We start from the raw sequence: 21,764 nt of genomic DNA on the forward strand, positions 1-21,764 counted from the left end.
TCGATTTAGCCTTGAGTCGGGCTGCAGTTAATAACTGCTAATCTTTTGTTAATTCTTAAATTGTAATAGTATTGCTATTATATTTGCAATTAAACGACTTGAGTATGCGTAGTCTTCTTTCCAATTTAAAAATTGCAGTCCCTGATAAAATATATCTTAAAGATCCTGAGTCTTCTAAATTAGGAAAACGAATTATTGAGCATAGTATATTACTCATAGACCAAATAGGGTTTGATAGTTTTACTTTTAAAAAACTAGGGGTAGAAATCGGATCTAACGAAAGTTCTATTTACCGTTATTTTGAAAGTAAGCACAAATTGCTTGTTTACCTAACCTCATGGTATTGGGCATGGATTGAATACCAAATGGTGTTTGCTACACTAAACATCAATGATCCCCAAGACAAATTATTAAAAGCGATTGAAGTCGTTACGAGAACTATAGAACAAGATGATAGTTTCTCACATATTAATGAGGTTTTATTACATAAAATTATCATTAACGAATCCTCAAAATCATACTTAACCAAAGCGGTTGATACCGAAAATAAAGAAGGTTATTTTAGTGTTTATAAGCGTATGATTACGCGTATAAAAGACATGATTCTAGAAGTCAATACCAACTATATGTTTGCTTCTAGTTTAGCCAGTACTATTGTAGAAGGGGCGTTGCATCAACATTTTCTAAAAGAACATTTTACGTCTATAACCAACTGTAATGCCGATGTTAGTCCTTCAGAATTTTTTAAAAAAATAACCCTTAGCACCTTAAAAAACGACGCGTAGATGAAAAATAAAAATGTGATGACGCCTTGGGAACGATTTGTAGGCTTAATAAAACTTGAAAAACGAGATATATTACAAGTTATTTATTACGCTGTTTTCTCAGGGATACTAAGTCTAACTTTACCCCTAGGGATACAGGCGATAATTAATTTATTACAAGGTGCACAGGTCAGTACCTCGTGGGTGGTTTTAGTCATCTTAGTGACCTTAGGTGTGGCTTTTGTTGGGGTTTTACAACTTATGCAATTGCGGATTATAGAAACCATTCAGCAGCGTATTTTTATGCGGGCTTCTTTTGAGTTTACCTATCGTTTTCCTAAAATTAAAATGAGTGAACTGCGGAATCAGTATCCTCCAGAATTGGCCAACCGTTTTTTCGATATCTTAAACATCCAAAAAGGATTAGCAAAAATTTTAGTTGATATTCCTGCAGCGATTCTTCAAATTGTCTTCGCACTAATCCTGCTGTCTTTTTACCATCCGTTTTTTATTGCATTTGGTATTTTGCTACTTGTGCTCATTTATGTGGTCTTTAAGTTTACAGCCCAATCAGGAATGGATACCAGCTTGGTAGAATCTAAGTATAAGTATAAGGTGGCGCATTGGATTCAGGAAGTTGCCCGGGCTATTGTCAGCTTTAAACTCTCTGGTCAAACCTCATTAGCGATTAATAAAAATGACGCCCTAGTCAACGATTATTTAGAGTCGAGAGAAAAGCATTTTAGGATCTTAGTCATCCAATTTATGCAAATGGTAGGCTTCAAAGTTTTAGTTACCGCCGGCTTATTATTAATCGGAGGTTTATTGGTTTTAAATCAGGAGATGAATATCGGTCAGTTTGTGGCTGCTGAAATTATTATTCTTTTGGTGATTACTTCTGTTGAAAAATTAATATTGCGATTAGAATCTTTCTACGATGTGTTGACTTCCTTAGAAAAAATGGGCCAGGTGGTCGATAAGAAGATGGAAAGTCAAGAAGGGGATAAGCCTCATTTTAATGGCCGATTTAATATTGAATTAAGCAATGTCTCTTACGGTGTGCCCAATAGAGAATTACACATATTGAAAAACATTTCTTTAAAAATAGGAACAGACTGTAAATTGTTAATAACTGGTGAAAGTGGTTCCGGAAAATCAAGCTTACTCCGCTTAATTGGTGGCGTTGTAGAGCCAACAAAAGGACGTGTGTTTATCAATGATTATGATTTAAAAAACATAAATATTAACCATTACAGATCGCACGTAGGTTTATCGCTATCAGATGAAACCCCTTTTGAGGCCACCATAAGAGAGAATATCACTTTTGGTAATGAAAATATTTCTGAAGAACAGCTTTTATGGGCTATTAACAAAGTAGAACTTAATGCCTTTGTAAAAGAAAGTCCAAAAGGATTAAATACCATTTTAAATCCAGAAGGAAAACAAACGTCGTATACCATTACAAAGAAAATAGCCTTGGCTAGAGCGATTGTGAATAAACCTAAAATTTTAATTTTAGAAGATCCATTAGAGTATTTTGAAGATGATGAATCAGAACGTATCGTAAAATTCTTAACGGATCCTACAAACCCTTGGGCTTTAGTTGTGGTGAGTAAATCGGATCAATGGAAAACCCACTGTACCCAAATCGTTACGCTTAAAAAAGGACAAATAATTTAAAAGAATTTACAATGTTAAACATTTCAAATAACCAGCTTAACAAGTCTGTAGATTTAAAAAAATTTAAGTCAGGTCAGCGCATCTTCAATGGACGCTATTATAAATATTTTAATCGTTTTTTATTGGGGTCCGCTATAATTATTGTCTTTATTCTGTTCTTACCGTGGACGCAGAATATATCAGGAAATGGTAATGTTACGACTCTAAGTTTAGATCAAAGACCGCAAACTATTCAATCACCGATTCCGGGTAGAATTGAAAAGTGGTTTGTTGCTGAGGGCGATTTTGTAGCGCAAGGCGATACCATTATGGAAATTTCGGAAATAAAAAGTGAATATTTTGATCCCGACTTAGTAAAGCGGACGGGTGAACAACGTTCGTCTAAAGCGCAATCGGTAGGCTCTTATCAAGAAAAGGTTAAAGCCTTAGAGCGACAAATTGTAGCCTTGTCTAAAGAGCGTGGCTTAAAATTAGAACAAGCTAAGAATAAGTTGTTGCAAGCCAAATTAAAGGTGAAAAGTGATAGTATAGATTTTGAAGCGGCGAAAACGAATATAGTTATAGCACAATCAAAATACGACCGAACTGCAACGCTACAAGCGGAAGGTTTTAAAGCTACGAAAGATGTAGAAGACGCTCGGCTTAAGCTTCAAGAAACAGAAGCAAAATTAATTTCACAGGAAAACAAATTGCTTGCAAGTAGAAATGAAGTGATCAATGCTCAGGTTGAGGTATCTAGAGTCAATGCCATGTATGCCGATAAAATTTCGAAAGCACAAAGTGATAAATACACCGCACAGTCAAGTCAATTTGATACCGAAGCACAGGTGTCTAAATTAGAAAATGCTTATTCCAATTACGAAATGCGTAACGCACTTCGTTTTGTGCGCGCCCCTTATGATGGTTATATTAATAAGGCTATTAGAGGGGGCGTAGGGCAGACCTTTAAAGAGGGTGAAGACTTGGTTGGTGTGATGCCTGCACATGTCGATTTAGCTGTAGAAACCTATGTGGCACCTATAGATTTACCCTTAATAAATTTGGGGGAGAAAGTACGTGTTCAGTTTGATGGTTGGCCAGCGATGATTTTTAGCGGATGGCCAGACATCTCTTACGGAACTTATGGTGCCAAAGTTGTAGCAATAGAGAATTTTATTAGCCCTAATGGTAAGTTTAGAGTTTTACTAGCTCCAGATGAAGAGGAGCAAGCTTGGCCCGAGGCTATTAGAGCGGGATCTGGCGCTTATACCATGGCCTTGCTAGAAGATGTTCCTATTTGGTACGAGTTATGGCGACAACTAAATGGTTTTCCGCCTAATTATTATCAACCTCAGAATAAGGACAACGCTAAAACCAAATCATAATGAGATATATACTAACCATACTAGTAGTAATGTCTTTCTACTCTGGTTTAGCACAGTCTAACGAGCGCTCTAACGTGCTGCGGTTTGATGAGTATTTAGGATTCGTCAAAAAGTTTCACCCTATAGTAAAGCAAGCAGAGTTGGTTATTGATGAAAGTCAGGCGAAATTATTAAAATCTCGTGGGGCCTTTGATCCTAAACTAGAAGTCGATTACAGTAAAAAGAAATTTAAAAACACAGAATATTACGATAAACTTAATGGCGCTTTTAAAATCCCAACCTGGTTCGGGGTTGAGGTTAAAGCGGCTTTTGATGACAATTCGGGGTATTATTTAAATCCGGAATCTACCGTACCTGACGATGGTTTGTTTAGCGCCGGTGTTGCTGTGCCTTTAGGGCAGGGCCTGTGGATTAACAATCGTATGGCAGCTCTAAAACAAGCTAAATTATATAAAGAGCAGGCTAAATTAGATAGAGATCTCTATGTGAATAACATTTTGTACGAGGCCTCTTTGGTGTATTTTAATTGGTTGCAGGCCTATAAAGAACTCAAACTATTTGAATCAATTTTGGTTAATGCTGAATTGCGTTATACCGGAATTTCAAAAGGGGTTTCCGTGGGTGAAAATGCAGAAATTGAAGCCACAGAAGCACGGATTGCAGTTAATAATAGGAAATTAAGTTTGGAGCAATCTAAAGTGAAACTCATGAAAGCCGCATTAGAACTCTCCAATTATTTATGGTTAGAAAATAATATTCCAGTAGAGTTACAACCCGATATGATTCCTGATGTAAATTCTGAAGCCATAGTCGATGCGACGTTTAATCTCAATCAGTTGCAAACACAAGATGTAATCTTAGAAGCCCACCCTAAGATGAGGTCTTTAGGCTATAAACTTGAAGGTTTAGAGGTATCGCGACGCTTAAAGGCGAATAAACTTTTACCAAAAATTAAGGCAGAGTATAATTTTTTAAACGAAAGTTATGATGATGTACAGGCGTTTAATACGGATAACTATAAAGGAGGTTTAACCGTCAGTTTTCCGTTATTTTTAAGAAAAGAACGTGGAGATTTAAAGCTTGCCAAATTAAAGCAACAAGATGCCGAATTTGAAATAGACGCAACTCGTGTGCAACTTCAGAATAAAATTACAGCTCTAAAACAAGAATTAGAATCTTATACCATTCAGAATGAAATTACAGTAGAAATGGTTTCTGATTATGAGCAGATGCTTCAAGCTGAAGAACGAAAGTTTCAGTTGGGAGAAAGTTCGTTATTTCTAATTAACTCTAGAGAATCTAAATTGATTGAAGGCCAGTTAAAAGCCATTTCACTTCAGAATAAATTTTTTAGTGTAAAAGCGAAGTTGTTTAATAGTCTAGCAGTAAATCCTGAATTGTAAGCTTTGTTAGGATGTATTTTGCAATGAGACCGTTTACAACCTATAAAGAGCTCTGTTTTAGTTCGAAATAAATCAAGCCTAATTTATTAAAAATAGTCTAAGTCTTCGCTGCTTAAAACCTACAAATGTTCCTGGTTTGAGGCTTCAGATTTCAAAAAACTTATAGTATTTTTACGCAAGATATTTTTGGATACTATGAACGTACATTTTATAGCTATTGGTGGTGCTGCAATGCACAATTTAGCCATAGCACTTCACAATAAAGGTTATAAAGTAACAGGAAGCGACGATACTATTTTTGAGCCTTCTAAATCACGATTAGATGCGAAGGGATTGTTGCCTGAAGCCTTTGGTTGGTATCCTGAAAAAATCACTTCAGATTTAGACGCTATAGTCTTAGGGATGCACGCAAAAGTGGATAATCCGGAGCTGTTAAAAGCCCAAGAACTCGGCGTGAAAATTTACAGTTATCCTGAGTTTTTATATGAACAAGCCAAAAATAAAACACGTGTAGTTATTGGGGGTAGTCATGGTAAAACCACAATCACTTCTATGATTTTACATGTGATGCATTACCATGATCGTGATGTTGACTTTATGGTTGGAGCTCAATTAGAGGGCTTTGATGTTATGGTGAAGCTTACGGATGATAATGATTTTATGGTCTTAGAAGGCGATGAATATTTAAGTTCGCCGATTGATAGACGTCCTAAATTTCATTTATATAAACCGAATATTGCTCTGTTAAGTGGTATTGCATGGGATCATATCAACGTGTTTCCTACCTACGAGAATTATGTAGATCAGTTTAAAATATTTGTAGATTCTATCGTTACAGGAGGAAGTATAAATTATAACGAGGAAGATGCTGAAGTTTGCCGCGTGGTTGAAGCTTCAGAGAATCAAATTCGAAAAATTGGATATGCTACGCCAGAATATCATGTAGAAGATGGTGAAACATTTATAGAAACCTCTGAAGGTCCAATGCCTATTGAAATCTTTGGTGCACATAACTTAAATAATTTAGCTGGTGCCAAATGGATTTGTCAGCATATGGGTGTAGATGAAGATGATTTCTATGAAGCTATTGCTACATTTAAAGGCGCAAGTAAGCGTTTAGAGAAAATAGCAGAATCGCGCTCTAGTGTTGCTTATAAAGACTTTGCTCATTCTCCAAGTAAGGTAGAAGCAACAACAAAAGCGTTGAAGGAGCAGTATAGCGATAGAACTTTAGTAGCTTGTTTAGAATTACATACCTATAGCAGTCTTAATACAGAGTTTTTAAAAGAATATAAGGGCGCCCTAGATGCTGCAGATGTTGCAGTTGTTTTTTACTCTCCAAATGCTGTTGAAATTAAGAAATTAGAGGCGATCTCTGAAGCACAGATTGCTGAGGCATTTCAACGCGACGATTTAAAGATCTTTACAGATCCTACAGAATTTAAAACCTTCTTATTTCAGCAAGATTTTAACCAGAAATCGTTACTACTAATGAGTTCAGGAAATTACGGAGGCTTAGACTTTGAGGCCTTAAAAGCTCAATTTGAGAAGTAATAAAATACTTAAGCTTTAGAAATGTTGAAAATGAATAGGTAGGTCTTATTCATTTTCAATTTTTTCAATCATCTCTCTAAATAAATTCAACAAAAACGTAAGTTTACTGGTATCACCAGCGGCTCTAAATCTTTGATTAGAAATCTTTACGCCGTACCAATCTTGTCGACCGTTTTCGTTAAGAACCCACTTAATTTCAAGATTAGCAATAGAGGTTTTAGAAATATCAATTTCTACATCCCAACCTGGGTTGTCTAAAGTTGTAATCTGTATGGCATCGCCCTTTTCCCATTCGCCATCAGCATTCGCTTTGAACCAATTTTGTATCCAGTCTAAAATTTCCATGTGTTATTAAAGTTGATGGTTATCTAAAACGATACCGAGAACGCTGTGAAATAAGCTGTTCTCGATACGTTTTGTTATTTATTATACCGCTTGTAATATTGCCTTAAGAGCGGATTTTAAAGGTCGTTAAGCAATGCTGTTTACAAAGTCTAAAAATACGTTCTTGTGTAACTCCATATCCATATCTGGTGATAAGGCCACACGAGCAATATAATCTTTATCACCTTCTTTCGTGGTGCCTTGCGTCGATGTTGCAGGAACCGTCCAATAACAGCCTTTTAACTGCCCGTAACTCACACAGTATTTACTCTCGTTAGGAATTTCGGAAATCATTAAATGGATTAATTTAAGATTTAAGTCGCGTTTATAGGCTTCTTTTTCTTCAGCAGTATTCCCTTTTGTTGGCAGGTCTAATGAAAATACAGAAGGCGTAAACCCTTGAGCGGCTAATTCTTCTGAGACAAAATTGATTTTAGCTTCAGGAAGCGTTTCGTGAATAAAGTTTACAAATTCGCGTGTATTTTTATAAGCCGCAGCAATTCTTTGGTTCATAGAAGGTAATTGCTTTGCTAAGATCTCATATTGTAAATCCGTAGCTTCGTTATCTGCTAAACTTAAGTGTTGCTCAATGGTTTTAATAAGTCCTTCAGCTTTGGTGTTTGCTACACAATAGCCAGCAGTACATTTTCCGCCACTTGGAAATTTAGATCCACTTGCATAAGAAATAGTTCTTACGGTAGACAGGATGTCACCTTCCCCTAGAAAATGAACATTAGGGCAAAACGTTTGATCTAAGATAAAAACAGGGTCAATAGCGGTATGTCCGTCCGCTGTTTTGCGTTCTTGGCTTAAAGCGGCTTTTAAAGCCTCTAAATCCGGAACTTCAACTCGTGGGTTTGTAGGGATTTCAGCAATAATATAAGGAACGGCATCATCTAAAGCTACCTTTGTTAATACGGTGTTGATACTTTGAACCATATCGTTATCGCCATCTACCGGTAAATCAACCACTTCTATCAAATCTGAACATGCTGCCACACGTCTAGCCTGATCGTTAGTTCCGCCATAGCAATTTGGAGGCACAATAAATTTAATAGACTTGCCTTTATGCTGTTCTAAAGCATGGTCTACTAAGCCCATCATAATCGCATACTGCATAGAAAGTCCACTTGAAGCAACTAAAGGTAAGGCTGAGGTTGACGTAATTTCTTTAAGAGAGTTCAACACGCTGGTTTTATTTTGGTCGCGTTGACGCTCCACGGGTACTATAGGAGTTTGATGCGCTAAGGCCTGTAAGGCTAATAAAGAATGAGACGGGGTCATTGCCACAGTTTCTCTTCTTCTTACATGTTGAATTTCGGAAATATAAGAATCGTTCTCTGTGCCATTCACAATTAAAAGACTTCCTAACGACTGGTGTAAACTGATGATGAAATCGACCTTAGGGTTTAAATCGTAGTGCCCTATAAGAGCGTCATCCGTAATAAGAATGGTACTCCCATCAAATTCAGAAATAGCTTCCGTTTTTTCAATCTTTTTGAGTTCAAAATTATAACCATAAACGCGCTTTATCAGTTCGGCATCAAAAGCTTCTGGTAAGGCATCAGTATAAAGAATTTGCGTGTTTTTATCAGCAAATAAATTGGTTCTTAGAATAGCTAGAATAGGCATGGTTTGAGATCCAAAGCTAATAACGTTTTCTGAGTGTAAACCATTTAAATTTGCAATAGCCCATTCTAAAATACTACATAGAGGGTGTCCTAATCTAATATAGTCGTAGGCGGTAGGTAATGTACTTAAGGCCGCTGTCCCTGAATCCTTAGATTTAAACAATGCTTCAAAGGCGTCTAAAAATTCAATCTTAGCCAATTTTTCATTGTAAATGTCTAAGCGATGCGTTGTTAGATTTAGCCAATCTGAAGGCATGTGTTCTAAAACATCTTTTATATAATGGTGTATGTTGTGATCTTGCATAATTTGCACTTTTTAATAGGGTGTAAAGATACGTTAGTTAAGAATGCCTTTAAAGCCTTACAGAATCTTTGTTATAGTTTTCCTAAGTTTATCTTGGGATTGTTAAAGAATACCGGCTTGCGCTTAGTTCTGTATTTTAGATGAAGCCTGGCGCAGAGCGTTTATTTTAACCGTTTTTTTATGGTCTTCCAAATAAAAGTCATGCGAGCTTTAATTTTTCGTTGCTCCGCTATCGCGGTGGCAAAAGCCATAGTGCTCAGTAGGGCTACAAAGGCTAAAGTTCCTAAAGAACCGCCATAACCATTGAAGACGTTTCTTTTACTCATGTAGATTAAAGTAAAAAGGGTGCCTGCAATTGCTAATAAGGCATAATTTTTCATGGTACTAGCGGAGACCATTCCTATGAATGAAGCTCCAATAAATACAACCTGAATGTGTTTTGTTAAGTAAGGGTCTAGCCAATTCGGAAAGCAATAAAAAAAGAGGCCAACGACTAAGGCTAATAAAGCAGAGGCTTTAACAGGGCCTTGCTTTAGCTTTTCACTTATAAAAAAGGTCAAAGTAGCTCCTAAAATACCGGATATGATAAGGATAAAGAGCGTCATACAATAAGCCAATAAATAAATGAAGCGGCAATAACACCACCAAAGGCTATAGTACCTAATTTACCGCCAACGCCTAAGAATAAATTTTTTGAGATCATAAAGAAGAAACCTGCTAAGGTTCCTGCGGCAAGAACAAACCAAATGTTAGGTGTGGTTTCTACACTAGACATTCCTACAAAAGCTCCGCAATAAATACTTGCAGGTAGTTGCTTTAAATAATGCGATTTTTCACTAAGATGCGGTAAGAATGAAGCGATAGTCCCCACTATACCAACGGCCAATATACTTCCTAAACCTGCCACTATATTTAAAAGATAACACAGTACGGCGCCTATAGGAACCCATAATACAACAGAGAGTTTTTCATAGCCATAATCTTCATGATGAAGGTCTAAATATTTATATCCAAAAAATAAGGTAGGGAGAATGATTACGGCAGAAATTACCACAGTAGTCATTGCATCATAATGTTCTTTGACCACTAAGGTTAAGAACATGACGAGTACCAATAACACAGATATGACCATTAAATATCGAATGGCTTTGTGTCGTCTCATTAAAAAACAGTTTTCTTTGAGTTAGCAACCAAGGAACTTTCCCTAGTTATTTGAAGCTTCAAAGTTCTATGAATTTTTTTAAGATGGCAAATAGTTCAGAAGAAACTTATAACACCAATAAACCGTGATCGCGTAAGGTGTTTATGGGTTTTGAATACCAAAACAGTTCAAAATCTTCAAATTGAGTTTCAAAACTGGTCTTAATCTGTTTAAAGGATTGGGGTTTTTCTTGTGGCGTAATGGTTTCTAAAAGGTCTAAAAGCCAATGTCCTTTATCTTTTTCTGTGGTGATTACAAAGCTTTCTGCAGGAGTGTGAAAGGTGAGTTCTAAAAAAGTCTTCGTTTGTCCCTTTTTAGTTTTAGAAAATTCATAGAGTAACGGCATTTTGCCCAACCATACAATTTTTGCTGTGGGTTTAATATTGAATGCGGAGTCTTCAGCCAAACAGGTATAGATAAAATCGGGCGCTATTTGAGTTTCAGGAACGTCAAAATCAAACCAATCCTGTAGTGGGATTTCAAACCCAATTCCATGCATAAAATTAAAAAGCGATTTTTTTAATCCGAAGCTAAATTCTGAATGGTTAATACCCGTAGAATCTGTAAAATCTACGTCATTATTGGCAAAGGTAATGGTTTTGTAATGTGGTGAAATTCCGTAGTTCTCGGGGTGTAAACCTACAGGGCTGTGCGCGGTTAAGGCAAACTGATGCCAAAATCCAGACTGTAAAATACCCATTTCAAAAAGCTGACGTACCATTTCTAAACTGTCTACCGTTTCCTGAACGGTTTGAGTGGGATAACCATACATTAAATAGGAATGTACCATGATGTTGGCTTCGGTAAAATGACGTGTAACGCGTGCCACTTGTTCAACGGTAACACCTTTGTCTATTAAAGCCAATAAACGGTCTGAAGCGACTTCTAAACCTCCGGAGACGGCAATACAGCCCGAAGCTTTTAACAAGGTGCATAAGTCTTGTGTAAAGTTTTTCTCAAACCTAATGTTTGTCCACCAAGTTACGCTTAGATTTCGCTTTATAATTTCTAAGGCCAGAGCTTTCATTAAAGAGGGAGGAGCGGCTTCATCTACAAAATGGAAGCCAGTTTCTCCGGTTTGGGCTATCAAGGTTTCCATACGGTCTACTAAAAGTCGTGCCGCAACAGGTTCATAAATTTTAATATAATCTAAGGAGATGTCACAAAAGGTACATTTTCCCCAATAACAACCATGAGCCATGGTCAGTTTGTTCCAACGGCCATCACTCCATAAACTGTGCATCGGGTTGGCAATTTCTATCACAGAAATATAATCCTCTAAAAGTAAATCTGAATAATCTGGTGTGCCTACATCTTGCTGCTTATAGTCAGCTTGAGTGCTGTTATTTTTATAGACAATCTTCCCATTTTCTAAAAGGAAGGTACGCTTAAAATTAGTTTCATTGTTAACAACAGCTTTATGTAAGAGTTCAATGGGGAGCTCTCCATCATCTAATGTGATATAGTCGAAAAACTCAAACACTCTAACATCGCTCACGGAACGCAATTCGGTATTTGGAAAACCACCACCCATAGCGACTTTGATATCAGGGTAATTGACTTTTATAAATTGGGCACAACGAAAAGCACTGTATAAATTCCCCGGGAAAGGCACAGAAAAACAAATCAGTTTAGGCTTCGTTTTTTTTATTTGTGCCTCTAATAACTCTAAAGTAATTTGATCAATATAAGTGTAATCGTCTTGTAAATTATCGTAAAGTTCATCAAAGGAATTCGCACTTTGTCCAAGGCGTTCTGCATACCTGCTAAAACCAAAATCAGGATCTATACATTCTACAATAAAGTCTGATAAATCTTCAATAAACAAGGTCGCTAAATGCTTAGCTTTATCTTGATGCCCCATAGAGCCAAAAGCCCAATCCATATCATCGAGTTGCTCAAAACGTGAGGCTTGGGGTAAAAACCCGTCCGTACATAATTGTCTAGCGAACGTTTGATTTTTCCCTTGAAGAAATAAAATGATATCTTCTAATGGCTTTAAGTAATGGTCTTTAAGCGCATAAATACGTTGACAGTTTTCAGTTTGAATACGATCGTTTTCGTAAGCCAATTCAAAAATTTCCTGAAAGGTGCTCTTCGTGAAAAGTTCTAAAATCACTTCAATTCCCAAATCCATCTGAAAAGCTGAAATCTCCTTAGTGTTTAAAAACCCTTTAAGATAGGCTGTGCCTGGGTAAGGTGTATTGAGCTGGGTAAAAGGTGGGGTAATGAGTAAGAGGTCTTTCACGGATTATAATTGAGTTTGAAAGTGGAATTATGCCTTGCAAATATAGAGGTAAAATCTTTGGCCGATTTATATGCGGAAGAAACAAGGGTAAAACCTCGGTAATATAGTTTTATGTTTGAAGAAAAGCTGAGGTTAAAGAGGGCATCAAAATAGAGATATAGACCTGCTTTTAAGCGGAAATTATTTCAGAAAATTAAAACCTTATCCATTTTTTAAAATTTCAGCAACGGCCTGTTGATAGGCTCTAGGATTATTTGCTTTTTTTATTTTTTTGAAGGCTTTCTGTGGGTTCGAAAACGATTGGGCAAAGTATTCCCAGAAGCCTTGCATCTTCATTTTTATTGGTGTTGGTCCGGAGAGCGCTTCATCATACTGCTGATAAATGGTGTCGTGAAATTCTCTAAAAATATCCCATCTGTTTTCTGGATAGGTCCTAGTATCATTTTTAATCATTTGCGGTAAAAACGGATCTGCAATTAGACCTCTACCAATCATAAAATGATCAATACTCGGAAAGCGGAGTTGCATGTCTTTTAGCTTGCTTACCGTCGTTATATCTCCGTTATAGTACAGTTTGTGTTTGGTGTTGGCTATACAGGTTTCAAAAGCCTCTAAATTGACACCACCTTTGTAAAGTTGTTTCCCAATACGAGCGTGAATTGCTATGTTTTTTAAAGGATATTGATCTAAAATAGGAAAAGTGTCTAGTATTTCTTCCGGAGTTTCATAACCCATGCGCATTTTCATAGAGACCAAAATATCGGTTTCACGATGGACGCGCTCTAAAATGTGATTAATTTTCTCTGGGTCGCAAATAAGACCCGAGCCCATACCGCGGTTGGTGACCATAGGGTAGGGACAGCCTAAATTCCAATTTAATTCCTTGTAACCTAACTCTTGAATATAATCGACCACAAATAAAAACTCATCAGCGCTGTTGGTCATGATCTGCGGAATCACCTCTAGGTCTGTATTGTTTTCAGGTTGTAAATCGAGTTTGTAAGAGTTTTTTATGATTAACTTTTTGTTGAATCTTATATATGGCGCATAAAACGTATCAACACCTCCAAAATAATGATTAAAAGCATTTCTAAATCGAAAGTCTGTAAACCCTTGTAGGGGAGAGGATAGCAGTGTTAAGGACATTTCGTTTTATGTTTTTTAAGTTCAATTTTTAAGATCTGCTAAATAACGAAAAACTAAATTATAAATGCCACTAGGGGGCTTCAAAAAGGATGATATATAAAATGAATTCCGGTAGTGTGTGCTAAATACCTCTATTAGCCAAAGTTCTATTTTAAAAGAAATGTCTTAAAATGTGAGTTTGCAGAATGTTATTTTACGCGTCTTAAGACTATAGCATTCTCGTCAAATGATGTTGGTCTTTCACCATTGATAGCTAAGTTGAAATTCATGGTATCCGTATCGGTAAAATCGGCAATGGCAAGAAGTTGTTTAGACTCTCCGGTTCCAAGTTTTGTTAGGGTGAGATCAATTTCAATAGGGGTTGTGGTAAAGTCAACGGTATACGTCATCTTACCTTTTTCTCCGTTAAGGATAAAAGATTTACCACCCATAACTTGACCGTTAAATTCAAATGCAGCGTAGCCTTCTTGGTCAAAAAGAACATAACCCACTTCGTTTTGGTCTTCGCCAATCCATTTACCAACAACCTTTTCTTTTTGGGTTGTGCTGCTTAGAATGAAAAGTGGGAGTATTAAAAAGGTTAGTAAAAATTTCATAGGTTTTCGGTTTAAAATATTTTATTTAAAAATGAGACTATACTGCTTTGGTTAGCACGTATTAATTCGGTCCGTGCCGCTTCTATGTCGGTAGGTTTTTTGTCTTGAGAGAGTTTAAATTTACCTTCCCAATGGGTAATGTCAATTTCGAACATGACAATATAATCAAGATTTTTGTCTAATCTAGGATTATCGGCCTCTAAAATATAGCGATGTTCTGGGGCTTCTAAAAAGTCTGTCATAGCAATTAAGGATTGCTTTAATGCTTTTTTATCCGGATTAATTTTGATGCGGCCTTTAAGATGGACTTTAATATAATTCCAAGTGGGAAGTTGAGTTGTGCTGTAAATACTAGGAGAAATATAACATTCTGGCCCGCTAAAAATAAGGTTTACGATTTTAGTATTTTTAAAATGTTCCACTTGAGGATTATGGCAATCAATGTGGCCAATTAATTTTCCGTCTTCGTAAATGAGGGGTAAATGGGTTATAAGCGGTTCGTTATTTTGTACTGAAATTACCGTTGCTAAAGGGTAAGTTTTAATTACCTCTATTAAATGATCTTTAGTGTTGTCTTGGTGTTGTTGGGGTGGATACACAATGCTGGGTTTAATGAAAACGAAGAATACGCTAGGCGTTATGATTTTGAACGTTGCGCTTCAGATTTTGGTAAAGTATCAAAGATAGTCTTTTAGGGGCATTCAGACTTCATTTTTCAATTCTAGGTTTTTAATAAATGATGATCTGTTCAGTGCTTCAGCCTGATTTTAAATAGTTTTTATATTATTTTGAATTAAATGGGCATTGAAATTTACAATTTTTTATCTTTAGTGTATGTCAGATAAATCGCCTTCGTTTTCAATAAAAAATTGGTCTAATGATGATCAGCCTAGAGAAAAGCTCCGTGATAAAGGAAAAATGGCTTTGAGTGATGCGGAGTTAATAGCCATCTTAATAGGTTCAGGGAATAGAGAGGAGAGTGCTGTGGCCTTATGTAAACGGATTTATGCCAGTGCTAATCACAGTTTAAACGCCTTGGGTAAATTGTCAATAAAGCAATTAATGGAATTTAAGGGTATTGGCGAAGCTAAGGCTATAACTATTGTGGCGGCTTTAGAATTGGGGCGCCGTAGGCGTGTTGAAGAGGCGCTTCAGTTAGAAAAAATAAATTCGAGTCAGTCGGTTTTTGAAGTGATGCAGCCTATTATTGGCGATTTGCCTCACGAAGAATTTTGGATTCTTTACCTTAATAATTCCAATAAAGTCTTACAGAAAAATCAATTGAGTAAGGGGGGAATAACCGGAACTCTGGTCGATGTGCGTTTGGTCCTTAAAACGGCTTTAGAAGTTGGAGCTATTGCTTTAATTTTATGTCATAATCACCCTTCCGGAACCTTAAAACCAAGTAGGGCAGATAAGGACATTACACAAAAGTTAACCGTAGCCGCTAAGAGTTTAGATATTTCAGTACTCGACCATCTTATCATTACAGAGAATGCGTATTATAGTTTTGCAGACGAAAATGAGATGGGGTGATTGGTGTTTTGAGTTTAGAGTCTTGGCTACACAAAGAAATACGGTCTGCGTATGGAACTCAAAGGATATTAACACACTATTGCAGTTATAATTTATTATTTTTAGCGCTTAGAATCTTCCATAACTTATGTTATTAGTTTATACCCATAAAATTACACCTCGCGTCACCTATACGTTTAAACACATCTGTAAACGTATTTTAGGAATAGAGGTGGTGTTTACTTCTAAAGTAGAAGATTTTATTGCTCACGATAGTTTAAAAATGTCTTATGCCAAGCAACCGCTAAGCAACGAACTTTTTGTAAGAAGTAACGATTTGTTATTTGACAGTGGCTTGTCTGATGTTGAAATAAATGTTCAAACTTGGGGACAAACCAAAGGCTTTTTTGCAACTAGCGAGCGTAGTGATTTACCATTCGATATTTTTGCAGCTTCATTTTACTTGTTAAGTCGTTACGAAGAGTATTTGCCACACGTAAAAGATGATTATGGTCGGTTTCTCGCCTCAGAAAGCTTAGCGTATCATCATAAGTTCTTAAATCAGCCGGTTGTAGATATTTGGGCCTATAAGCTTAAAGATGTGCTACAAGAGCGTTTTCCGGATTATAATTTTCCTCAGCGTAAGTATACCGTCCAACCCGTTATAGATGTACCTATGGCTTACTATTACAAAAACAAGGGCTTTCTAAGAACAATAGGCGGAACGCTTAATGATTTAAGACGATTAAAGCTGAAGCAACTCTATGAGCGTTACACCGTATTAATGGGATTTAAGCGCGATCCTTACGATACATTTAAATGGATTGTGAGAAAACAAAAATCGAGTAAAGTAAAATTTATTGTGCTGTTCTTAATTGGTGACTATTCAACCTACGATAAAAATATTAGTACCACTAAAAAAGATTTTATTACGCTCATAAAATCGGTGGCCGATTATTGTAGTGTGGGGATCAAGGCCTCTTATTTCTCTTTGAGCGATCTTACGGTGCTAAAGAAAGAAAAACTTAAAATGGAAGCGATTACCCATGTAGATTTAAACGCGGTAAGACATTCGTTTTCCAAATTAAATTTACCCCTTTCTTATAGGAATTTGGTAGAGCTAGAGATAAACCAAGATTTTACCATGGGTTATATAGATACTTTAGGGTTTAGGGCTGGGACCTGTACACCATTTCAGTTTTATGATTTGGATTATGAGGTGCAGACTCCTTTGCAAATTAACCCTTATCATTGTTTGGATTTTGCTTTGCTGAAGTACCACTCACTTTTGGATAAAACCGAACATTTACAAAAAGTAATTAAAGCCGTAAAAGCGGTTAATGGTACGTTTACACCTGTGTTTCATAATTACTCCTTTAGTGATTTAGAACGCTGGAAAGGCTTTAGAACCTTGTTTAATTTAATTTTAGAATCTGAAGAATGAAGCAAAAGATTAAACACGTCTTTTTCGATTTAGATCATACCTTGTGGGATTTTGATAAAAATTCTGGATTAACTTTTGAAAAGATTTTTCAAATGAATCGTATTGAAGTTGGTCTTGAGGATTTTTTACTTATTTATGAGCCTATCAATTTTAAGTATTGGAAATTGTATAGAGAAGAGAAGGTTACAAAATCGGCCTTACGTTATGGGCGTTTAAAAGAAGCTTTTGATGCGGTAGGCGTTAAGGTTGAAGATGAAATGATTCATAATTTGTCTGATGCTTATATCGATAATCTTTCTACGTTTAATCATTTGTTTGAAGGAACGTTTGAAACCTTAGATTATCTTAAGGATAAATACCATCTGCATATCATTACCAATGGTTTTGAAGAAGCCCAAGAGAAAAAATTAACGGCTTCAAATATTAAACAGTATTTTAAAACCGTTACTAATTCAGAAATGGTAGGGGTAAAGAAGCCTAACCCTAAAATATTTAACTTTGCACTTAGTGGAGCTAAGGCACTGGCTAGTGAGAGCGTTATGATTGGTGATAATATTGAAGCCGATATTGAAGGCGCTCACAAAATCGGAATGCAAACCATACATTTTGATTATAAAAATTCCGATTTTAACCACGGATTTAAAAGAATTACCAATTTAAAAATGCTTACGGAGCACCTATAAAATTAGATTATATTATGTTTAAAAAAATAGTATTAACGTTTGCTTTTGCGGTCATCTATATGTCAACTTTTGCGCAAAACAGTATTAATAATTACAAGTATATTATCATTCCTAATGCTTTTGAGTTTTCAAAAAGTGATGATCAATATCAACTTAATTCTCTAGCCAAATTTTTATTTAACAAGTATGGTTACGAAGCTTATTTTCTTGATGAGTTGCCAGAAGATTTAAAAAAAGAACGTTGTTTAGGTCTGGTTGCTGAGGTCTCTAATGATAAGTCTAACATGTTTTCAACAAAATTAGAAATCAGCCTTAAAGATTGTTATGATCAAGTGGTGATGACATCGGAGTTAGGAGAGTCGCGCTTAAAAGAATTTGATAAAGCTTATAATTTAGCATTAAGAGGCGCTTTTGAAACTTTTCAGAATTTCGATTATGCCTATGTAAAAGCTTCAAACAATACTATGGACGCAGAAATGGTGACGGCTGAAGTAGAGCTTGTAAGCACAGAGGCGCTTTCTTCAGAAAAAAAGGTTGAGCCGGAAACCACAGCGGAAACAAAGGTAGCTACAGCTAAAGTTGATGTTGCAACAGATAATACAACCAATTTATTTTATGCCCAAGCAGTTTCAGGAGGCTACCAATTAGTCAATTCAGAACCCAAAGTTGTTATGGTGCTATGGGTTACCGATGCTAAAGATGTATTTCTTGTAAAAGGAAAAAACGCCATTGTGTTTAATAAAAACGGAACATGGGTATATTCGGAAAATGACGGTAAAACGGTTACAAATAAGGTGCTAAATATAAAATTTTAAGCGCTTAATAACCGTATTTGTCTTTCCAAAGGGCTTTTAAATAATTACGTTGTGATTGTTCGCGCGCATTCTGTCCAGGGTCGTACAATTTAGTATTTGAGATTTCTTCAGGAAGAAACTCTTGATGGGCAAAATTGTTGTCGTAATTGTGAGAGTATTTATAGTTTTCTCCATAACCCAACTCCTTCATTAATTTTGTTGGTGCATTTCGCATAGGGATGGGTACAGAAAGATCTCCTGTTTCTTTTACAAGTTGTTGTGCTTTGCCAATAGCTTCGTAAGCCGCATTACTTTTAGGAGAGCTGGCTAAGTAAGTGGCGCACTGACTTAAAATTATTCGAGATTCTGGGTGGCCTATTACCGAAACAGCTTGAAATGTTGTATTGGCTAAAACTAAAGCTGTTGGGTTAGCATTCCCAATATCTTCACTGGCTAAAATGAGTAAACGACGGGCAATAAATTTAACATCTTCACCACCTTCAATCATTCTAGCTAAATAGTAAACAGCAGCGTTAGGATCGCTTCCTCTTATCGATTTAATAAAAGCTGAGATAATATCATAATGTTGTTCTCCGGTCTTATCGTATCGGGCAGATTTGTTTTGAACCTGTTTCATCACCAAGTCATTGGTAATAACAATGTCAGTCGTATCAAAAGAAGTGACTAACAGTTCAAAAATATTTAAGAGCTTTCTAGCGTCTCCTCCAGAAATACGCAGTAAGGCCTCTGTTTCTTTAAGGTCTATATTTAATTTAGACAAGATTTGGTCTTCGTGTATGGCGCGCTGTAATAAGGCTTCTAAATCTAATTTGCTAAAAGCGTTTAGGGTGTAGACCTGGCAGCGGGATAATAAGGCAGATATGACTTCAAAACTTGGGTTTTCAGTGGTTGCTCCAATGAGGGTAACCCAGCCTTTTTCTACAGCTTCTAATAACGAATCTTGTTGCGATTTGCTGAATCTATGAATTTCATCAATAAATAAAATAGGATTCTTGGCGGTAAATAATCCTCCACTTTTTTTAGCTTTATCAATAACCTCTCTGATGTCTTTAACGCCAGAGTTTATCGCACTCAGTTTAAAGAACGGACGCTCAGATTCATTAGCAATAATATGCGCCAATGTTGTTTTTCCAATGCCAGGAGGTCCCCAAAGAATAAGTGAAGGTAAAACTCCGCTTTTAATTTGTTGGTACAACATGCCATCCTTGCCAACAAGGTGTTGTTGACTTAAATAGTCAGATAATGTTTGTGGTCTTAGGCGTTCTGCTAATGGAATATTCATAATTCAAAATTACAAAATGCTTTTGTGATGCTTTAATGTTATTGCTTAAATTCATATAAAAATAACGCTAAAGCTTGTGGTGTTGGTGCTGACAATATTTCAGATCTACCACTTTTGGATGCACTTTTGAAACGATTAATTTATAACTTTAACAATGCAGAGATCAACACATTTTAAATATTCTAACTCGGTCATCATTTATCCATTGATGCTCCTGTTTTCTATATGGTTGGTGTTTTGGTATCAGGTTAGGATAGATAGTGGTATTAAAGCTTTTGGAATTAGACCGCAGAAAATTGAAGGGCTTTTAGGTATTGTAACCAGTCCTTTTCTACACGGCGATATTCACCATATTTATAACAATTCTATGTCTTTGTTAGTACTCTCGGTGGCCTTGTTTTATTTCTACCGAAAAATTGCTTGGAAAGTGATAGGGTTTGGTATTGTTTTATCGGGATTTCTAACCTGGCTTATTGCAGATTCTGGTAACCATATTGGGGCAAGTGGACTCATCTATGTCTTAGTGAGTTTTATCTTTTTTAAAGGAATTTTCGCAAAACATTACCGGCTTATCGCACTGTCTCTTGTCGTTATTTTCTTCTACGGAAGTATGATTTGGTATGTTTTTCCGATAAAGAATGGAATGTCGTGGCAAGGTCATTTAGGCGGACTCATTACAGGCTTGATATTCGCTTTATTTTTTAGAAGACAAATTGCTAAACCTGAACGTTATCAATGGGAAGCGCCCGATTATAATGAAGAGGACGACCCGTTTATGAAACATTTTGATGAAAATGGAAATTTTATTCCGTTTGAACCTGAACCAGAGGTTAATCTAGAGGCGGATGCTGAGGTTAAAAACCCACAGCAAAGTTCTAGTCATCAAAGTAATATTAAAATTACCTATACCTATAAAAAAAGTGAGGACAATGGGGTCGATTAAAGTCTACTTTATGGCTTTAAGCGCTAGTGGTTAACTGCGTTGTCTTACCGCTTCGTATAGAAAAGCACCACAAGCTACGGAAACATTTAACGATTCAATTTCTCCTAAAATAGGAAGTTTAGCTTGATCGTCAACAACTTTTAAAACCGATGGGTTTATCCCGCGACCTTCCGATCCCATAATGATGGCGCAAGGCTCTTTAAAAGAAACATTATAAACAAAGTCTGTAGCTTTTTCAGTCGCTGCAATAACTTTAATTCCTGAGGCTTGCATATGAAAAACAGCATCTTTAATGTGGTCTACTTTACAAATCGGAATTTTAAAAATAGCTCCGGCACTCGTTTTAATGGTATCTCCGTTTATAGGTGCACCACCTTTTTTCTGAATAATGATCCCATTAACTCCGGTACATTCTGCTGTTCTAACAATAGCACCAAAATTACGAACATCACTTAATTGATCTAATAAAAGAAATAAAGGTGTTTTGCCAGATTCTAAAACATTAGAAACCATTTCGTCAATATCATGAAAGGCAATTGGAGAGATTTGAGCTACAGCACCTTGGTGATTTCCTCGTGTTAAACGGTTAAGTTTTTCCACAGGAACATAAGAAGAATTAATGCCCTCGGTACGGATAGCAAGTTCTAATTCTTGAAATAAATCTCCATGAAGTCCTTTCTGCATAAAAACCTTGTCAATAGTCTCTCCAGACTTGATGGCTTCTATAATTGCTCTAATTCCAAAAATTGTAGTTTCATTTTTCATGCCGTAAAGGTATAAAAAAAGCCCCATAAGAAAATTATGAGG

20 protein-coding genes are annotated in these 21,764 nt (G+C 36.3%); 10 read left to right on the plus strand and 10 right to left on the minus strand.

Annotated elements, in window-relative coordinates; translation table 11 throughout:
• The first annotated feature begins 104 nt into the window (after positions 1-104).
• From DFQ08_RS14920 to DFQ08_RS14940, 5 genes are all read left to right on the plus strand, one after another.
• The gene (locus DFQ08_RS14920) at positions 105-785 is read left to right on the plus strand and encodes a TetR/AcrR family transcriptional regulator (RefSeq protein ID WP_114310850.1); all 681 of its coding nucleotides are present in this window, start codon (positions 105-107) and stop codon (positions 783-785) included.
• Positions 786-2,444 carry a peptidase domain-containing ABC transporter gene (locus tag DFQ08_RS14925; RefSeq protein ID WP_114310851.1) on the plus strand — a complete coding sequence of 553 codons (1,659 nt, stop codon included), beginning with the start codon at positions 786-788 and terminating at the stop codon, positions 2,442-2,444. It abuts the gene before it with no gap.
• 11 nt (positions 2,445-2,455) lie between these two features.
• Positions 2,456-3,808, plus strand: a complete 1,353-nt coding sequence (locus DFQ08_RS14930) for an HlyD family secretion protein (protein ID WP_114310852.1) — start codon at positions 2,456-2,458, stop codon at positions 3,806-3,808.
• A complete protein-coding gene (locus tag DFQ08_RS14935) occupies positions 3,808-5,211 on the plus strand; it encodes a TolC family protein (RefSeq protein ID WP_114310853.1) in 1,404 nt (467 codons plus the stop codon). Before DFQ08_RS14930 ends, DFQ08_RS14935 begins: the two co-directional genes overlap by 1 nt.
• A 195-nt stretch (positions 5,212-5,406) precedes the next feature.
• Positions 5,407-6,765: a UDP-N-acetylmuramate--L-alanine ligase gene (locus DFQ08_RS14940; RefSeq protein WP_114310854.1), complete on the plus strand. Its 1,359-nt coding sequence runs from the start codon at positions 5,407-5,409 to the stop codon at positions 6,763-6,765.
• Between the two features lie 45 nt (positions 6,766-6,810).
• On the opposite strand, the gene DFQ08_RS14945 is transcribed toward DFQ08_RS14940, so the two are convergent.
• The 8 genes from DFQ08_RS14945 to DFQ08_RS14980 all read right to left on the minus strand — a co-directional run bounded on the left by DFQ08_RS14945 (position 6,811) and on the right by DFQ08_RS14980 (position 14,874).
• Complete coding sequence (locus DFQ08_RS14945; protein WP_114310855.1) at positions 6,811-7,110, minus strand: immunity 53 family protein; 300 nt, start codon at positions 7,108-7,110, stop codon at positions 6,811-6,813.
• Between the two features lie 126 nt (positions 7,111-7,236).
• Positions 7,237-9,084, minus strand: a complete 1,848-nt coding sequence (locus tag DFQ08_RS14950) for a PLP-dependent aminotransferase family protein (RefSeq protein ID WP_114310856.1) — start codon at positions 9,082-9,084, stop codon at positions 7,237-7,239.
• 161 nt (positions 9,085-9,245) lie between these two features.
• Complete coding sequence (locus tag DFQ08_RS14955; RefSeq protein ID WP_114310857.1) at positions 9,246-9,689, minus strand: hypothetical protein; 444 nt, start codon at positions 9,687-9,689, stop codon at positions 9,246-9,248.
• Positions 9,686-10,246: a hypothetical protein gene (locus DFQ08_RS14960; RefSeq protein WP_114310858.1), complete on the minus strand. Its 561-nt coding sequence runs from the start codon at positions 10,244-10,246 to the stop codon at positions 9,686-9,688. Before DFQ08_RS14960 ends, DFQ08_RS14955 begins: the two co-directional genes overlap by 4 nt.
• Positions 10,247-10,352: 106 nt before the next feature.
• On the minus strand, positions 10,353-12,533 hold the full coding sequence (locus tag DFQ08_RS14965) for a B12-binding domain-containing radical SAM protein (RefSeq protein WP_114310859.1): 2,181 nt from the start codon (positions 12,531-12,533) through the stop codon (positions 10,353-10,355).
• Positions 12,534-12,734: 201 nt separating this feature from the next.
• A complete protein-coding gene (locus DFQ08_RS14970) occupies positions 12,735-13,679 on the minus strand; it encodes a tRNA dihydrouridine synthase (protein ID WP_114310860.1) in 945 nt (314 codons plus the stop codon).
• A gap of 188 nt (positions 13,680-13,867) precedes the next feature.
• The gene (locus tag DFQ08_RS14975; protein ID WP_114310861.1) at positions 13,868-14,275 is read right to left on the minus strand and encodes a hypothetical protein; all 408 of its coding nucleotides are present in this window, start codon (positions 14,273-14,275) and stop codon (positions 13,868-13,870) included.
• A gap of 11 nt (positions 14,276-14,286) precedes the next feature.
• Positions 14,287-14,874 (minus strand): FMN-binding negative transcriptional regulator, encoded by a 588-nt coding sequence (locus DFQ08_RS14980; RefSeq protein WP_245935452.1) that lies wholly within the window; start codon positions 14,872-14,874, stop codon positions 14,287-14,289.
• Between the two features lie 235 nt (positions 14,875-15,109).
• On the opposite strand from DFQ08_RS14980, the gene radC reads away from it, so the two are divergent.
• From radC to DFQ08_RS15000, 4 genes are all read left to right on the plus strand, one after another.
• Entirely contained in the window at positions 15,110-15,811 is a 702-nt protein-coding gene (gene radC / locus DFQ08_RS14985; protein ID WP_114310863.1) for a RadC family protein, read from the plus strand.
• Positions 15,812-15,938: 127 nt separating this feature from the next.
• Positions 15,939-17,234, plus strand: a complete 1,296-nt coding sequence (locus tag DFQ08_RS14990) for a polysaccharide deacetylase family protein (protein ID WP_114310864.1) — start codon at positions 15,939-15,941, stop codon at positions 17,232-17,234.
• A complete protein-coding gene (locus DFQ08_RS14995) occupies positions 17,231-17,917 on the plus strand; it encodes a YjjG family noncanonical pyrimidine nucleotidase (RefSeq protein ID WP_114310865.1) in 687 nt (228 codons plus the stop codon). The genes DFQ08_RS14990 and DFQ08_RS14995 overlap by 4 nt, the downstream gene beginning before the upstream one ends.
• A gap of 14 nt (positions 17,918-17,931) precedes the next feature.
• Positions 17,932-18,732 (plus strand): hypothetical protein, encoded by an 801-nt coding sequence (locus DFQ08_RS15000; RefSeq protein ID WP_114310866.1) that lies wholly within the window; start codon positions 17,932-17,934, stop codon positions 18,730-18,732.
• A gap of 4 nt (positions 18,733-18,736) precedes the next feature.
• On the opposite strand, the gene DFQ08_RS15005 is transcribed toward DFQ08_RS15000, so the two are convergent.
• A complete protein-coding gene (locus tag DFQ08_RS15005) occupies positions 18,737-20,014 on the minus strand; it encodes a replication-associated recombination protein A (RefSeq protein ID WP_114310867.1) in 1,278 nt (425 codons plus the stop codon).
• A 154-nt stretch (positions 20,015-20,168) separates the two neighbouring features.
• On the opposite strand from DFQ08_RS15005, the gene DFQ08_RS15010 reads away from it, so the two are divergent.
• Positions 20,169-20,957, plus strand: coding sequence for a rhomboid family intramembrane serine protease (locus tag DFQ08_RS15010; RefSeq protein ID WP_114310868.1), 789 nt, complete (start codon positions 20,169-20,171; stop codon positions 20,955-20,957).
• Positions 20,958-20,987: 30 nt separating this feature from the next.
• On the opposite strand, the gene rlmB is transcribed toward DFQ08_RS15010, so the two are convergent.
• Positions 20,988-21,722: a 23S rRNA (guanosine(2251)-2'-O)-methyltransferase RlmB gene (rlmB, locus tag DFQ08_RS15015; RefSeq protein ID WP_114310954.1), complete on the minus strand. Its 735-nt coding sequence runs from the start codon at positions 21,720-21,722 to the stop codon at positions 20,988-20,990.
• Between the last annotated feature and the right edge of the window lie 42 nt (positions 21,723-21,764).

Source organism: Winogradskyella arenosi, assembly GCF_003337305.1.
Lineage (GTDB): Bacteria > Bacteroidota > Bacteroidia > Flavobacteriales > Flavobacteriaceae > Winogradskyella > Winogradskyella arenosi.

What these genes read in the sequence shown, in the direction of transcription:
- DFQ08_RS14945 (WP_114310855.1), bottom strand. Translation starts at nt 7,110, where the DNA reads ATGGAAATTTTAGACTGGATACAAAATTGGTTCAAAGCGAATGCTGAT.
- DFQ08_RS14955 (WP_114310857.1), bottom strand. Translation starts at nt 9,689, where the DNA reads ATGACGCTCTTTATCCTTATCATATCCGGTATTTTAGGAGCTACTTTG.
- DFQ08_RS15005 (WP_114310867.1), bottom strand. Translation starts at nt 20,014, where the DNA reads ATGAATATTCCATTAGCAGAACGCCTAAGACCACAAACATTATCTGAC.
- DFQ08_RS15000 (WP_114310866.1), top strand. Translation starts at nt 17,932, where the DNA reads ATGTTTAAAAAAATAGTATTAACGTTTGCTTTTGCGGTCATCTATATG.
- rlmB (WP_114310954.1), bottom strand. Translation starts at nt 21,722, where the DNA reads ATGAAAAATGAAACTACAATTTTTGGAATTAGAGCAATTATAGAAGCC.
- DFQ08_RS14935 (WP_114310853.1), top strand. Translation starts at nt 3,808, where the DNA reads ATGAGATATATACTAACCATACTAGTAGTAATGTCTTTCTACTCTGGT.
- DFQ08_RS14940 (WP_114310854.1), top strand. Translation starts at nt 5,407, where the DNA reads ATGAACGTACATTTTATAGCTATTGGTGGTGCTGCAATGCACAATTTA.
- DFQ08_RS14920 (WP_114310850.1), top strand. Translation starts at nt 105, where the DNA reads ATGCGTAGTCTTCTTTCCAATTTAAAAATTGCAGTCCCTGATAAAATA.
- DFQ08_RS14995 (WP_114310865.1), top strand. Translation starts at nt 17,231, where the DNA reads ATGAAGCAAAAGATTAAACACGTCTTTTTCGATTTAGATCATACCTTG.
- DFQ08_RS14970 (WP_114310860.1), bottom strand. Translation starts at nt 13,679, where the DNA reads ATGTCCTTAACACTGCTATCCTCTCCCCTACAAGGGTTTACAGACTTT.
- DFQ08_RS14930 (WP_114310852.1), top strand. Translation starts at nt 2,456, where the DNA reads ATGTTAAACATTTCAAATAACCAGCTTAACAAGTCTGTAGATTTAAAA.
- DFQ08_RS14950 (WP_114310856.1), bottom strand. Translation starts at nt 9,084, where the DNA reads ATGCAAGATCACAACATACACCATTATATAAAAGATGTTTTAGAACAC.
- DFQ08_RS14975 (WP_114310861.1), bottom strand. Translation starts at nt 14,275, where the DNA reads ATGAAATTTTTACTAACCTTTTTAATACTCCCACTTTTCATTCTAAGC.
- DFQ08_RS14960 (WP_114310858.1), bottom strand. Translation starts at nt 10,246, where the DNA reads ATGAGACGACACAAAGCCATTCGATATTTAATGGTCATATCTGTGTTA.
- radC (WP_114310863.1), top strand. Translation starts at nt 15,110, where the DNA reads ATGTCAGATAAATCGCCTTCGTTTTCAATAAAAAATTGGTCTAATGAT.
- DFQ08_RS15010 (WP_114310868.1), top strand. Translation starts at nt 20,169, where the DNA reads ATGCAGAGATCAACACATTTTAAATATTCTAACTCGGTCATCATTTAT.
- DFQ08_RS14990 (WP_114310864.1), top strand. Translation starts at nt 15,939, where the DNA reads ATGTTATTAGTTTATACCCATAAAATTACACCTCGCGTCACCTATACG.
- DFQ08_RS14925 (WP_114310851.1), top strand. Translation starts at nt 786, where the DNA reads ATGAAAAATAAAAATGTGATGACGCCTTGGGAACGATTTGTAGGCTTA.